Annotated in this window: 10 protein-coding genes; 8 read left to right on the plus strand and 2 right to left on the minus strand. The window is 52.0% G+C overall.

Annotated elements, in window-relative coordinates; translation table 11 throughout:
• Positions 1-4: 4 nt before the first annotated feature.
• The 4 genes from KG631_RS14995 (at position 5) to KG631_RS15010 (ending at position 5,791) form a co-directional block, all read left to right on the plus strand.
• Positions 5-895, plus strand: coding sequence for a DUF368 domain-containing protein (locus tag KG631_RS14995; RefSeq protein ID WP_214000494.1), 891 nt, complete (start codon positions 5-7; stop codon positions 893-895).
• A complete protein-coding gene (locus KG631_RS15000; RefSeq protein WP_301003877.1) occupies positions 870-1,808 on the plus strand; it encodes a peptidoglycan DD-metalloendopeptidase family protein in 939 nt (312 codons plus the stop codon). Before KG631_RS14995 ends, KG631_RS15000 begins: the two co-directional genes overlap by 26 nt.
• Positions 1,809-1,923: 115 nt before the next feature.
• On the plus strand, positions 1,924-2,925 hold the full coding sequence (rpoS, locus tag KG631_RS15005) for an RNA polymerase sigma factor RpoS (protein ID WP_214000495.1): 1,002 nt from the start codon (positions 1,924-1,926) through the stop codon (positions 2,923-2,925).
• A gap of 193 nt (positions 2,926-3,118) precedes the next feature.
• A complete protein-coding gene (locus KG631_RS15010; RefSeq protein ID WP_214000496.1) occupies positions 3,119-5,791 on the plus strand; it encodes a M14 family metallopeptidase in 2,673 nt (890 codons plus the stop codon).
• A 26-nt stretch (positions 5,792-5,817) separates the two neighbouring features.
• Here the strand turns inward: KG631_RS15010 and KG631_RS15015 are convergent, their stop codons facing one another.
• A complete protein-coding gene (locus KG631_RS15015) occupies positions 5,818-6,987 on the minus strand; it encodes a benzoate/H(+) symporter BenE family transporter (RefSeq protein WP_214000497.1) in 1,170 nt (389 codons plus the stop codon).
• Entirely contained in the window at positions 6,987-9,596 is a 2,610-nt protein-coding gene (gene mutS, locus KG631_RS15020; protein ID WP_214000498.1) for a DNA mismatch repair protein MutS, read from the minus strand. Before mutS ends, KG631_RS15015 begins: the two co-directional genes overlap by 1 nt.
• A 32-nt stretch (positions 9,597-9,628) precedes the next feature.
• Here mutS and KG631_RS15025 point away from each other — a divergent pair, with 32 nt between their 5' ends.
• From KG631_RS15025 to KG631_RS15035, 4 genes are all read left to right on the plus strand, one after another.
• Positions 9,629-9,976: a nicotinamide-nucleotide amidohydrolase family protein gene (locus KG631_RS15025; protein WP_365869183.1), complete on the plus strand. Its 348-nt coding sequence runs from the start codon at positions 9,629-9,631 to the stop codon at positions 9,974-9,976.
• A 5-nt stretch (positions 9,977-9,981) separates the two neighbouring features.
• Positions 9,982-10,131, plus strand: coding sequence for a CinA family protein (locus KG631_RS19275; RefSeq protein WP_365869184.1), 150 nt, complete (start codon positions 9,982-9,984; stop codon positions 10,129-10,131).
• Positions 10,132-10,184: 53 nt separating this feature from the next.
• A complete protein-coding gene (recA, locus tag KG631_RS15030; RefSeq protein ID WP_214000499.1) occupies positions 10,185-11,228 on the plus strand; it encodes a recombinase RecA in 1,044 nt (347 codons plus the stop codon).
• Between the two features lie 328 nt (positions 11,229-11,556).
• Complete coding sequence (locus KG631_RS15035; protein ID WP_214000500.1) at positions 11,557-11,991, plus strand: hypothetical protein; 435 nt, start codon at positions 11,557-11,559, stop codon at positions 11,989-11,991.
• Positions 11,992-13,609: the final 1,618 nt, after the last annotated feature.

Raw genomic sequence — 13,609 nt, forward strand, 5'->3', positions numbered from 1 at the left:
GATTATGAAGAATTATATTCATTGGATAATTAAAGGGTTAGCAATGGGTGCTGCGGATGTAGTGCCCGGGGTGTCGGGCGGCACCCTGGCGTTTATTCTGGGCATTTATGAACGGCTGTTAGCTGCCATCAGTTCGGTAAATACGGCGGCGGTTAAGTTGCTGCTGCAAGGCCGTTTCAAGACATTGTGGCAGCATATCGATGGCACTTTTCTAGCGTGTTTATTCAGTGGCATTTTACTCAGTATCTTTTCTCTGGCCAATGTTATCAGCTATCTGCTGGAGCACCGGCCGGTGCCATTGTGGGCATTTTTTAATGGCCTTATTCTGGCCTCTTTACCGGTTCTGTTACGCAGTGTCAGCTGGTCTGCGCTCAGAATAGTGTTGTTATTGCTGGGGGCTGCATTTGCTGTGGTCGTTGGTATGCTGGCACCGGTGCAATTACAGCCCGCGCCTTACCTGTTTTTTCTGGCCGGGGCCGTCGCGATTTGTGCCATGATTCTGCCGGGTATCTCGGGTAGTTTTATTTTACTAATTCTGGGCATGTATGCCCCGGTTATGTTGGCGGTAACAGAGTTTCAGCTGGGTATTCTGCTGCTATTTGCCAGCGGTTGTCTGGTTGGTTTACTTAGTTTTTCGAGATTATTGAACTGGTTATTAGAGCATTTTCATGATGCAACGCTGGCGTTGCTGACCGGGGTGGTTATTGGTGCGCTTTACCGGATCTGGCCCTGGCAACATAATCAACAAATGTTTAGCCCCTGGCAGTATCAGCAACAGGTGGCAAATCATGAGCTGTTACCGGCGGCCGGTGCGTTGATTGCCGGTGTTCTGGTTATCGCGCTATTGCTGAATTTAGAGCGGTTGTTCAATGGTGCCGGCCAGGGCCGTAAATAAGGAGCGTTTTATTAAGCGGATGACGGAGCTGAAATGGATTGCTGGCCTGCCTGTTGCGCTGCTACTGGCGCTAAGCGGCTGTACCTCCAGTTCAGGGCCGGCGCCGGTTACCACGCTTGAGCTCAGAGAGAACCCATACCGGGAGCGTAACCGGGGGAGCCTTGCCGCCAGTCAGTATGTTGTACAACGCGGGGATACCCTGTACGCCATTGCTTTTCGGGCCGGGCTGGATGTGCGAACCCTGGCCAGTCGCAACAATATTAAAAGTCCTTACACGATTTACCCGGGCCAGGTGGTGCAGTTGGTTGCCAGCAAATCCAGCAGGCCTGCCAGTCAGACGGTTAAAGCAGTCACCAGTAAAGCCGCCCCCCGAAAACCGGCGAGTGCCGGCCAAAGTGGTCAGGCGACTGATAAGGCAAAGCAAGCAAAATCAAATAGTTCAGCAAAAGCGGCTAAACCTGTTGCGTCGTCAAAACAAACACGTTATGTTCAGACACAACCTGCAAAAAGCAGCAAAAAAACCGCGGATAATACCTCAGTTGGAAACAAGGTGCAATGGCACTGGCCAGTGAAAGGGAAAATTGTTTCGCGCTTTTCAACCCGCGAACATGGCAACAAAGGGGTTGACATAGCGGGGCAGGACGGTAGCAGAATTAATGCTGCAGCAGATGGCCAGGTAGTTTATGCCGGTAGTGCCTTACGCGGTTATGGCAACCTGATCATTATAAAACATAACGACGATTATTTAAGCGCTTACGCCCACAATAAACGTATTTTAGTGGCAGAGCGACAGCAGGTTAAAGCTGGGCAGCAAATTGCCGAAATGGGCAGTACTGATGCCACCGATAGCCGGTTGCATTTTGAAATCCGTTTCAGGGGCAAATCGGTTGACCCGTTACGATATTTACCGTAACAAAAGGTTACAGTGATAACGAGACTAACCACAAAGGTTAGCAATGGCACACAAGCACGAAGGCAGGAAGGTAGCTGAGTCAGACCCGATACCCGGCAGACGTGGGAGAAAGGATATGGGACTTAAAAGTGATGACGTTGTAGAGTCAGATGTAGAATTAAAAGATGACGAGCTGGCGGACGAAGTAGCGACGCTGGACGATGAGATGGAACCGGATGTTGCCGAGTTAGCGGGTGAAGAAATTATTCCGGATGAAGTATTTGCCAAGGACGATAGTCAGAAATCGATGGACGCCACCCAAATCTACCTGGGTGAAATTGGGTTTTCTCCCCTGCTGAGTGCCGAAGAAGAAGTCTATTTTTCACGGTTATCATTGAAAGGTGATGCCGCTGCCCGTAAAAGGATGATCGAAAGTAACCTGCGGTTAGTGGTAAAAATTGCACGTCGCTATATTAATCGTGGTTTAGCCTTACTGGATTTAATCGAAGAAGGGAACCTTGGTTTAATCCGGGCGGTGGAAAAATTTGACCCTGAGCGCGGTTTCCGCTTTTCTACCTATGCCACCTGGTGGATCCGCCAGACCATTGAACGGGCCATTATGAATCAGACCCGGACTATCCGTTTACCAATTCATGTGGTGAAAGAGTTAAATATTTATTTGCGGGCAGCCCGCGAATTATCGCAAAAACTTGATCACGAGCCGACACCGGAAGAAATCGCTGCAGCGCTGGACCGGCCGGTAGCTGAAGTGCGTAAAATGTTGAAGTTAAATGAAAAGATAACCTCAGTAGATATGCCTGTCGCCGGTGCTTCTGAAAAACAACTGCTTGATGTGATCGCCGATGAGAAAGAACAAGGGCCGGAAGGTGAGCTGCAGGATGAAGATATCCGACAGCACCTGGTGTTATGGCTGGATGAGCTGAATCCGAAACAGCGTGAAGTGCTGGCCCGCCGTTTTGGTTTGCTGGGCTATGAACCTTCAACCCTGGAAGATGTTGGCCATGAAATTGGCTTAACCCGTGAACGGGTGCGGCAAATTCAGGTGGAAGCCTTGCGCCGCTTAAAAGAAATTGTGACCCATCAGGGCCTGAATATTGAAACCCTGTTTCAGGATTAACCGCAGCTATCAGTAACAGAACGGGCGCTCAGGCGCCCGTTTTTATTTGAACATATACACAAAGGATGGCTACACCCGGCTTAGCTTTGGCACAGTTGGTCGCAATGCTAGAGACCGATAGTTGCATCTTGTACGCAAGCCGCTTAGCGTAGTGTTAGTAGTAGCGGGCAATAATAATAAAATAGGGTTTTTCATGACGTTAATAAAAATTTCGGCGTTAGCAATGGCAATGGGACTGTGTTCTGTTGCCAGTCAGGCGGTACCAGTGTTTCCGGACAGTGACTACAACCAGGCAGTGGCGTCTGTGGAGCAAGTACTGGGCTATCCGCTGGCCAGCCGGATTTCTGAGCCTGCGGCGATAAAACAGTATTTTGAACAGCTGGCACAGGCCCATCCCAACCGGATTAAACTGGTACCCTATGCACAAAGCTGGCAGGGCCGGCCGCTGTTTTATGTGGTCATCGGCAGTGAGCAAAATATTGGCAGACTAGCTGATATTCAGCAGCAGATGCAGCAACTGGCTAACCCGCAACGCATCGATGACCGACAGGCTAAGCAGATTATCGACCAGTTACCAGCCAGCGTCTGGATTGCCAATACGCTGCACGGTAATGAAATTAGCCCGGCCGAGTCTTCGATGGCACTGGCCTATCATTTGCTGGCCGATCAAAGTCCGCAAACGGCTAAGCTACTGGAAAACACCCTGGTGTATATTGACCCGCTGCAAAACCCGGATGGCCACAGCCGTTTTGTCAGTCGTTACTATGCTACCGTCGGTTTAGCTCATTCGCCGGACAGGTTATCGGCCGAACATAATGAACCCTGGCCCAACGGCCGCACTAATCATTACTTGTTTGATATGAACCGGGACTGGATTTCGTTAACCCAGCCAGAAACCCGCGGCCGGGTAAAAGCGCTGCAGCAGGTTTACCCGCTGGTGTTCGTTGACTCGCATGAAATGGGTGGTGATATGGGCTATTACTTCAGCCCGGAAGCCGAACCTTACAACCCGCACATTCAGGCGAATCAACGTCAGAGCCTGCAATGGCTGGGCGAGAACAATGCCCGCTGGTTTGATAAATTTGGTTATGATTATTTTACCCGGGAAATTTTTGATGCCTTTTATCCGGGTTATGGCGCCAGCTGGCCGTTGTATCAGGGCAGTATCGCTATGACCTACGAAATGGCCTCGGCCCGTGGTCATCAGTACCGCAAAGCTGATGGTGAGATTCTGACCTTTGCTGATGGGGTACAGCGTAACTTTGTCGCGTTTATGTCCACCATTGAAACCGCCAGTCAACGGGCGCCAGAGCTACTGAATAACTTTTATCAGTATCGTAAGGATGCCATAGCACAAGGCAGCTCAGGTTCGGTGCGCAGTTATATTTTCCCGGCGGGACGCGACAGTGCCGGCCTTAGCAAACTGGGCGCTATTCTGACCGAGCATGGTATAACGGTTGGCAAAACAACTGAGGCCTTTAAAGCCTGCGGCGAGAGTTATCAGGCTGGTAGTTATGTCATTAATACCAACCAGCCAACCTATCATTTAATCCGCACCTTGCTGGATGATACGGTGCCGATGGATAAAGAGTTTATTGTCAAACAAGAGCAGCGCCGGGCCAATAACCTGCCGGATCAGATCTACGATGTCACTGCCTGGTCACTGCCGCTGATGTATAACCTGCCAGTGGTGAGTTGCAACCGGGCAGTCAATGTTGCCACTACAGCGGTCACTACTGAGCGTGTTCTGGCGGGGAGCGTAAGTAACCCGCAGCCCGGTTATGGTTATATTGTGCCCTGGGGTGATATGGCGGCCGCCCGCTTTGCCAGTGCAGCGCTGCAACAGGGCATAAAGCTGAAAAGCAGTGATTTACCTTTTACGCATCAGAATGGTAAGCGCTATCCGGCTGGCAGCCTGATTATCAGTAAGGCTGATAATGGCGCCGAGCTGATGACCCAAGTGCAACAGCTGGCTACCCATAGTGGTGCCAGCGTGACTGGTGTTGACAGTAGCTGGGTTACCGATGGCCCTAACTTTGGCTCGTTCAATGTAAAAACCCTGCATAAGCCTAATATTGCGATGTTGTGGGATGAGCCGACTAACCCACTCAGTGCCGGCAGTGCCCGCTTTGTGCTGGAGCGTAATTTGAATTATCCGGTAACCGCGATCCGGCCGGCGCAGTTGCGTGGCGCAGACTTAAGCCATTATCAGGTGTTAGTACTGCCAGCCAGCAGCCGGGGCAGCTATCAGCAAGCATTGGGCAATACTGGCCTGGCCAACCTGCGCAGCTTTGTTGAGCGCGGCGGGGTACTGATCGCCCTTGGCAATGCCACTGATTTATTACTGGCTGGCGATACCCCGCTGCTTAGCAGTAAACGTGAATATAAAGTGCGCGACGGTGATGAGAAGAAGGCTGGCAAGGAGATGAAGGTTGCCGGTAGTGTGATAAAAACTCCGGAAGACTATCAACAGTGGCTGGTGCCGGAGAAAGCTGATCCGGACTGGGTACCGGGTTTCCTCGCCCGGGCTGATGTTGATCAGCAACACTGGCTGACCGCCGGTGTGCCTGAAACCGTCAATAGTATTTATGTCGGTAATCAGGTGTATCAGCCACTGACCATCGCCGATGGCCGTAATGTGGTGAGTTTTGCCCCGGCAGAGCAGCTATTGGCCGGTGGCTTTGTCTGGGATGAAAACCGCCAGCAAATTGCCCACAAGCCGCTGGTGATGGTGCAGGGAGTAGGCAGAGGCCAGGTTATCAGCTTCACCCAGGAGCCGAACTTCCGCGCCTATGTCGATGGTATGCACTTGCTGTACATTAATGCGGTATTCCGCGGTGCGGCCCACGCCAACCCGCTGCGTTAGGGAAGTGGCAACTGACGGCGCCGGCACTAACTGCTGGCGCTGTTTTGTTTTTGAATAAGCACCGTAACGGTGCCGGCAATTAAGCCCCAGAACGCTGACGCCAGACCGAAAAAGCTGGCACCAGAAGCGGTAACCAATAAAGTAATTACTGCCGCATCCCGGTATTTGGGCTCGCTGGTGGTCGTGGCCAGGTTAGCGGCAATAGTGCTAATCAGCGCCAGGCCCGCCAGCGCGGCTACCATTTCTTTGGGGAAGGCGGCAAACAATGCCACGACAGTGGCGCCTGCCAAGCCAGCCAGCAAATAAAATACCCCGGCGGCAATACCGGCAATATAGCGTTTTTGCGGCTCTGGGTGCGCTTCAGTACCGGTACAAATGGCAGCAGTAATGGCGGCCAGATTAATTGAAAACGCGCCAAAGGGCGCTAATAACAGGGTGCTAAGTGCGGTGCTGCTGATAAGCGGTGATACCGGAGTCTGATAGCCACTGGCCCGCAGTACCGCCACCCCCGGGATATTTTGCGAGGCCATGGTCACCAGCAACAACGGCAAACCCACCCCGACTAAGGCACTTAATGAAAATTCCGGCGTGACCCATACCGGCTGCGCCAGACTTAAGGTTACTGCTGATAGATCCAGGCTGCCACCGCTAATGACGATGAGAATACCGCTTAGCATCACCAGCAAAATGGCATAGCGGGGCCAGAATACCTTAGCGAATAAATACACCAGACACATGCCGCAGACCAGCAGCCACTGGCTTTGCATAGAGCTGAAAATAGCAAACCCAAATTGCAGTAAAATACCGGCCAGCATGGCACTGGCCAGCGGCAGCGGAATTAATGCCGTCAGCTTTTCAAACCAGCCACTAATGCCGATAACCAGCCCCAGGGCGGCGGTAAAAATAAATACGCCGGTGGCCTGTTCAATACTCAGCCCCTGCAAACTGGTGGCCAGTAGCGCCGCGCCCGGCGTTGACCAGGCAGTGATCACCGGCGCTTTGTAATACCACGACAGGCCAATACAGGTCGCCGCCATGCCAATACCCAGTGCCAGTAGCCAGGAGGCCATAATCTCATTGCTGGCGCCAGCCGCACTGGCTGCCTGAAATACAATAGCGACTGAACTGGCGAACCCGACCAGCACCGCCACAAAGCCGGCTACCACGGCCGATAAGCTTAAATCTTTACTAACCATCAGGCTTCCTTCGCATCCCGGCTAAGTTGGTAGAGTAAATCCAGCGCCTGACGGGCGCTGAGCTCGTCCGGGTTGATGGCAGCCAGCTGCTGCAGCAACGGGTGTGCAGCCGGCATTAACGGCAGCTGTTGCTGCAATTCTGCCGCGGCCTGACGTTGCGTGGTAGCAGGCGTGCTGGCGGTGTTCAACTGGGCCCGGCCTTGTTGCTCTAACTGGCTGAGTTTTTGTTTGGCCTGACTAATCACGGCTTTAGGCACCCCAGCCAGCTGGGCAACCTGCAAACCAAAGCTTTTGCTGGCTGCACCGTCCTGCACATGGTGCATAAACACGATGTCATCGCCATGTTCAACCGCATCTAAGTGGACATTAACGACACCATCCAGCGTATTGGCCAGTTCGGTTAGCTCAAAATAATGGGTGGCAAATAAGGTCAGGGCTTTAATCCGGGTGGCCAGGTAGTCGGCGCAGGCCCAGGCCAGGCTTAAACCATCATAGGTGCTGGTACCTCGGCCAATTTCATCCATCAGCACCAGGCTGTGTTCAGTGGCGTGGTGTAAAATGGTCGCAGTTTCGCTCATTTCCACCATAAAGGTGGAGCGGCCTGAGGCTAAATCGTCTGAGGCGCCAATCCGGGTGAAAATGCGGTCAATCGGGCCCAGTGTCGCGCTAGCGGCCGGCACAAAGCAGCCAATATAGGCCATCAATGTAATTAACGCCGTCTGGCGCATATAGGTTGATTTACCGCCCATATTCGGCCCGGTAACCATTAACATCCGCCGACTGGCGCTAAGGCTCAGCGGGTTGGCAATAAAAGGTTCGCTCAGCACCTGTTCGACTACCGGATGGCGGGCCTGCTCCAGTTCAATACCCGGCTTGGCGCAAAGCACCGGCCGGCAATAATTCAGGCTCACCGCCCGCTCTGCAAAGGTGCAAAGCACATCCAGTTCGGCCAGCGCCTGGGCCAGTTGCTGTAACTGACTTAAATAAGGGCTTACCCGCTCAAATAATTGCTCGTATAACTGTTTTTCCAGCGCCAGCGCCTGACTTTGACTGCCCAGCACCTTGTCTTCGTATTCCTTTAATTCCGGAATAATATAGCGTTCGTTATTTTTTAAGGTCTGGCGCCGAACATATTCCGGCGGTACTTTGGTGTCCGCGCTGCGGCCGGTTTCAATGTAGTAGCCGTGCACCCGGTTAAAGCCAACTTTTAACGAGGCGATACCGGTTCGCTCGCGTTCGCGCAGCTCAAGCTGCTGTAAATAATCGGTGGCGCCGGTGGCCAGCGCCCGCCAATGATCCAGCTCGCTGTTATAACCGTCGGCAATGACCCCGCCATCGCGGATTAACACCGGCGGTGCCTCAACAATCGCCTCAGTTAGCAATTGCTGCAGTTCGGGCAGCGGCTGACTGTTGCGGCCAAGTTGTTGCAACAAGCTGGTAGTGGCAAAGCTTAAACTCTGTTGTAATGCCGGTAATTGCGCCAACGCCTGGCGTAACCTGGCAAAATCACGCGGCCGGGCACTGCGCAGGGCCAGCCGGGCGATAACCCGTTCAATATCGCCAATCTGCTTTAGTGCCGGCTGTAAACTTTCGACGTCGTCTGTCAGCTCATTAACGGTATCAAGCCTGGCCTTAACATCGTGCTGGTTGCGCAGCGGTGCGTGGATCCAGCGCTTTAATAAGCGGGAGCCCATTGCTGTCTGGTTGCAATCGAGCACCGAGGCCAGGGTGTTTTCATAGCCACCACTAAGGTTTTGGGTTAGCTCTAAATTGCGGCGGGTGGCGGCATCCAGTACGATATAGTCTTCGGCCCGTTCCAGCGCGATGGCGCGGATATGCGGCAGGCTGGCGCGTTGGGTATCTTTAACATATTGCATCAGACAGCCGGCGGCCATTAAGGCTACCGGCGCCTCGTCGACGCCAAAACTGATTAAATCCTTGGTGCCGAATTGCTGGCAGAGCAAGCGCTTCGCGGTGGCCAGTTCAAATTCCCACTCTGGCCTGCGCCGGGCTCCTTTGCGCTGCTGGCATAACTCCGGCTGGCTGAACAGCTCCGGATAAAGTATTTCGGCCGGGTTAAGCCGTTGCAACAACGCCGCCAGGTCGCTGCTATTGGCTACCTGATTAATTAAAAAACGGCCGGCACTTAAATCCAGCTGGGCCAAACCAAACTGGCCGCGTTGCTCACAGATGGCACAGAGCAAATTGTCCTGCCGCTCGTTTAGCAGCGCTTCATCGGTTACCGTACCGGGGGTAACAATTCGCACCACTTTGCGTTCAACCGGGCCTTTACTGGTAGCCGGGTCACCAATTTGTTCGCAAATGGCTGCCGACTCACCCAGTTGGACTAACCTGGCCAGATAGCCTTCAACGGCATGGTAGGGCACGCCGGCCATCGGAATTGGCTGACCGGCACTCTGGCCTCGTTTGGTCAGCGAAATATCCAAAAGTGCCGCGGCTTTTTTGGCGTCATCAAAAAATAACTCGTAAAAGTCGCCCATCCGGTAAAACAGCAGAATGTCGGGGTGCTCACTTTTTAATCCCAGATACTGTTGCATCATCGGGGTGTGACTGCTTAGGGCTTGCTCCGGTTTCTGGTCTGACGGCATAATGACACTCTGAATTCCCTGTTGGATTGGCTATGGTACCTGCAACCGATACTCAGCAACTGGCTGCAGAGCTGGGTGCGTTATTATCACGGAAAAATTGGTTCGTCACCACTGCTGAATCCTGCACCGGTGGCGGCATTGCTTACTATTTAACCGCTATTGCCGGCAGCTCTGCTTATGTTGATCGTAGTTTTGTTACCTACAGCAACAAAGCCAAGCAGCAGCTACTGGGCGTGCGTAGCGCCACTTTATTACAATTTGGCGCGGTAAGCGATGAAACGGTTAAAGAAATGGCTGCCGGGGCAGCGTTAGCGGCAAATGCTCAGCTGGCGATAGCGGTTTCAGGTATCGCCGGGCCCGGCGGTGGCTCGGCAGGCTGAAGCCAGTGGGCACTGTCTGGTTTAGTTTCTGGCTGAATGGCCAGCTTAGCAGCCAGCAGCAGTTTTTTGCCGGCGACCGCGAGCAGGTGCGTCAGCAGGCAATTGATTATGCGCTGGAGCACAGCATCTTATTATTGACAGCCTTGCCAAACTAGACTACTGTACGAGCATACAGTGTTTATGCAAGCCGAATTTTCTGGAGTGAACAATGGACGACAATAAGCAAAAAGCCCTGGGCGCTGCCCTTACTCAAATTGAACGTCAGTTTGGTAAAGGCTCTATTATGCGCCTTGGTGACAGCACGGCATTGGATATTGCCTCAGTATCCACCGGCTCGCTGGGCCTGGATATTGCCCTTGGCATAGGCGGCTTGCCGTACGGCCGGATTGTTGAAATTTACGGACCTGAGTCATCAGGTAAAACGACGTTAACCCTGCAGGTAATTGCCGAAGCGCAAAAAGCCGGTAAAACCTGTGCCTTTATTGATGCAGAGCACGCCCTGGATCCGGTTTATGCCAAAAAGCTGGGCGTAAAAGTAGAAGACTTGCTGGTGTCTCAGCCAGATACCGGTGAGCAGGCGCTGGAAATTTGTGACAGGCTGGTGCGCTCTGCTGCAGTAGATGTCGTGGTAGTCGACTCAGTAGCGGCGTTAACGCCAAAAGCCGAAATTGAAGGCGACATGGGCGACAGCCAAATGGGCTTGCAAGCCCGGTTAATGTCTCAGGCACTGCGTAAGCTAACCGGTAATATTAAGCGTTCTAATACCTTGTGTATTTTTATCAACCAGATCCGGATGAAAATTGGTGTAATGTTTGGTAACCCCGAAACCACCACCGGAGGTAATGCCCTGAAGTTCTATGCGTCAGTGCGGCTGGATATCCGCCGGATTGGCTCGGTAAAAGAAGGTGATGAAATTACCGGTAACGAAACCCGGGTAAAAGTGGTGAAAAATAAAGTGGCACCGCCGTTTAAACAGGCCGAATTTATTATTCAGTATGGTGCGGGTATCAACAAAAATGGTGAGCTGATCGACCTTGGGGTTGCCCAGGGCCTGGTAGATAAATCGGGTGCCTGGTATGCCTATCAGGGTAATAAAATTGGCCAGGGTAAAGCCAATGCTATGAAGTTTCTGACTGAGAACCCGGCGATAGCCGATGAAATTGAAAAGGAACTGCGTAGCCGCTTGTTACTGAAACCCGGTGAAAAAGTGATTGAAGAAGCTATTCCGGCAGAATTCGAAGCTGATTTGTAATACTTTTATACTAGAAAAAAGCCGGCGTTTTTGCCGGCTTTTTTGCTTTTTTATAACCAGAAAAACCGCTGGATTTTGCTGGCCAGGATAGCGGAACCCTGATTTAAATCGTTGAGGCAGCAGGTAAACTTGAAATCGGCCAGCCAGTTGCTGTTTGTATAATCGCTAAGCGCCAAGCAGCATGATGATTAACCGGCAAATTTTGTCTTGCCCTGCCGGATGGCCAGCGTTAATCTGGTAGCTCTGTTTTTTACTAAAAAACCTATTTTGTTAACATTCACTTTATCAATAATGTTGTCATCGCCGTAGGTGGCCGGTACTGTTAATAATGATTAAACATACGTTACTGTTGCTGGCCTGCTTACACTGTTTAATTGGTTGTAATGCCGATATCAGTGTCCAAGATGAACCAAACGACCCGGTTGCACAGGAATATCCACTGGCATTCGTCGCCAGGCCGTTACTGAACGAAGACGGTGATCCCTACAAGCCTGAGCTGGCAGCACCTGAGCAGTTTAATCCGGGCGCGCAGCTTTTCCTCAAACAAAATGCGTTTGCTGAGTCGGCAGAACGTGAATTGCTGGCCGAAGTCTTTGCTGATGAGCCATACGACGTAAAAGATTTGGTGGTATCACCCGACGGCGATACCTTGTTGTTTGCGTTGCGGCCACCAGAATTGGCCGATGTGGCTGATGAATTACAACCCCGTTGGAGTATCTGGCGTTACAGTCGCAGCAGCGATACCGTTGCGCCAGCGTATTAGCAGATCCCTTGCTGGCTGAGCAGGGCCAGCTGATATAAGCCCAGGCTTTTTAGCCGATGGGCGTATCGTGTTCAGCTCCAGCCGCCAGCAATAAAGCCAGGCAGATCTTACTGGATGAATTTAAACCACAATACAGTGGCTTCGCATGAAGATTTACAAGGTCCGGCGTTTAACTCTGCATGTAATGAATGCCGATGGCACCGACATTGAGCAAATAAGCTTTAACCCTGAGCCGCGATCTTTATCCTGTGCTGCTGGCGGATGGCCATATGTGATACAGTCGCTGGGACAGCCAGAGCGATCGTATTACGTTTAACTGGTATCAGATGCGGCCGGATGGCTCGGCTGAACCAGTTGCTCATACGGCTGGCACTCATCAAACCGGACCAGACAACTTTCCAGTATTATCAAGGTTTACTAAACCACTAATTGTGGCTGGAATAACGGAGGTTATAACATTCATCACGCAAATGGCATAACGGTTTTTGAATAACAAACCACCACTACCCCAATTCTCACGAATAACGCTGTGTGGCCCAGTGACAATGGGCAATGCGTTGTATCGGGAAGTATTGAATTTACCCACTCAGGCCCTCTGCTGCCGTGACGCGATATTCATTCAGCCCGAAGGCCATTTGAACCACGTTGCAGAGCGCGTGCGTTGCAGGATCGCTCAGACATTTCAGACAAATGGTCTGTGCCGGTTGCTGGGGTCGATGAGCAGGTAACCGGCTGTGAACTGGTTGAAACCTGCTGACTACTGCAAACGATTGTTTGGACATGGTTGTTTGAAACAGTCAGCAAACTCAGGTACACCGGTAAGCTGGAACAACTTTGGCGGATAATAACCAGACCTGTCAGTGATGACGTACACGAGGCGATGTTTTTTATGGCTAATCCGAGTGGTTCTAACGCTTCAAAAATCGTGAAATATTTTAGATATTCACAAGTGTTTACGACGTGGTGGCGAGGCGGTATTGCACTGGGCGATCGATCGATGCAAACCAGCGCGCGCAGCGCCAGTCCGTTAACTAATCGGTGCCGCGGCGTGACTATTCCACGGAAGGAGATGTACCCAATTGCTGGGGTACCGCAAGGTAATGCGGGAGTAGACAGTACACCGGTCAACCTGACCCAGTTCAGTGCGGATTAAAGTACAAACCAACGTACCGCCGGCGCTGAGCTTACTGAATAGTGAAGGTCGGCAGTATCGCCAACATCAACAGTGGATAACCCTGGCCGCCGGCGAAACCCTTAGTTGCCAAAGCTGTCATGTACGAACAATACCCGTCCCATGGCCGGCAAAAATAGCGGTGGCGGCAATTAACCCCAGACGAAACTAACATCAGCCTGCTGCCAATGCAAACCGTTGCTACCACCAAACCTGCGGTGAAATAACAGCGCAAACCATGGCCAGCACGCTAAATGAACAAACGCGGAAGTGCTGGATTTGGATTGTGGACGATCGGCGACTAAACCTGATCGCAAATTACAACAGTTCATCTGGCGACACCATTTCCAATTAAGCTCGGACCTACCGCCCAGTTGGCAAGCAGCTAATGAGTTGGTTGTTATCAAGAAATACATTCAGCCACTGGCAATTGGACCACTGTTTAGT

It is taken from the genome of Arsukibacterium sp., from assembly GCF_018402695.1.
Classification (GTDB): Bacteria; Pseudomonadota; Gammaproteobacteria; order Enterobacterales; family Alteromonadaceae; genus Alishewanella.

Excerpts from the sequence above, each read along its gene's own strand:
- KG631_RS15000 (WP_301003877.1), top strand. The coding sequence starts at position 870 with ATGGTGCCGGCCAGGGCCGTAAATAAGGAGCGTTTTATTAAGCGGATG.
- KG631_RS14995 (WP_214000494.1), top strand. The coding sequence starts at position 5 with ATGAAGAATTATATTCATTGGATAATTAAAGGGTTAGCAATGGGTGCT.
- KG631_RS15015 (WP_214000497.1), bottom strand. The coding sequence starts at position 6,987 with ATGGTTAGTAAAGATTTAAGCTTATCGGCCGTGGTAGCCGGCTTTGTG.
- KG631_RS15010 (WP_214000496.1), top strand. The coding sequence starts at position 3,119 with ATGACGTTAATAAAAATTTCGGCGTTAGCAATGGCAATGGGACTGTGT.
- KG631_RS15035 (WP_214000500.1), top strand. The coding sequence starts at position 11,557 with ATGATTAAACATACGTTACTGTTGCTGGCCTGCTTACACTGTTTAATT.
- KG631_RS15025 (WP_365869183.1), top strand. The coding sequence starts at position 9,629 with ATGGTACCTGCAACCGATACTCAGCAACTGGCTGCAGAGCTGGGTGCG.
- rpoS (WP_214000495.1), top strand. The coding sequence starts at position 1,924 with ATGGGACTTAAAAGTGATGACGTTGTAGAGTCAGATGTAGAATTAAAA.
- recA (WP_214000499.1), top strand. The coding sequence starts at position 10,185 with ATGGACGACAATAAGCAAAAAGCCCTGGGCGCTGCCCTTACTCAAATT.
- mutS (WP_214000498.1), bottom strand. The coding sequence starts at position 9,596 with ATGCCGTCAGACCAGAAACCGGAGCAAGCCCTAAGCAGTCACACCCCG.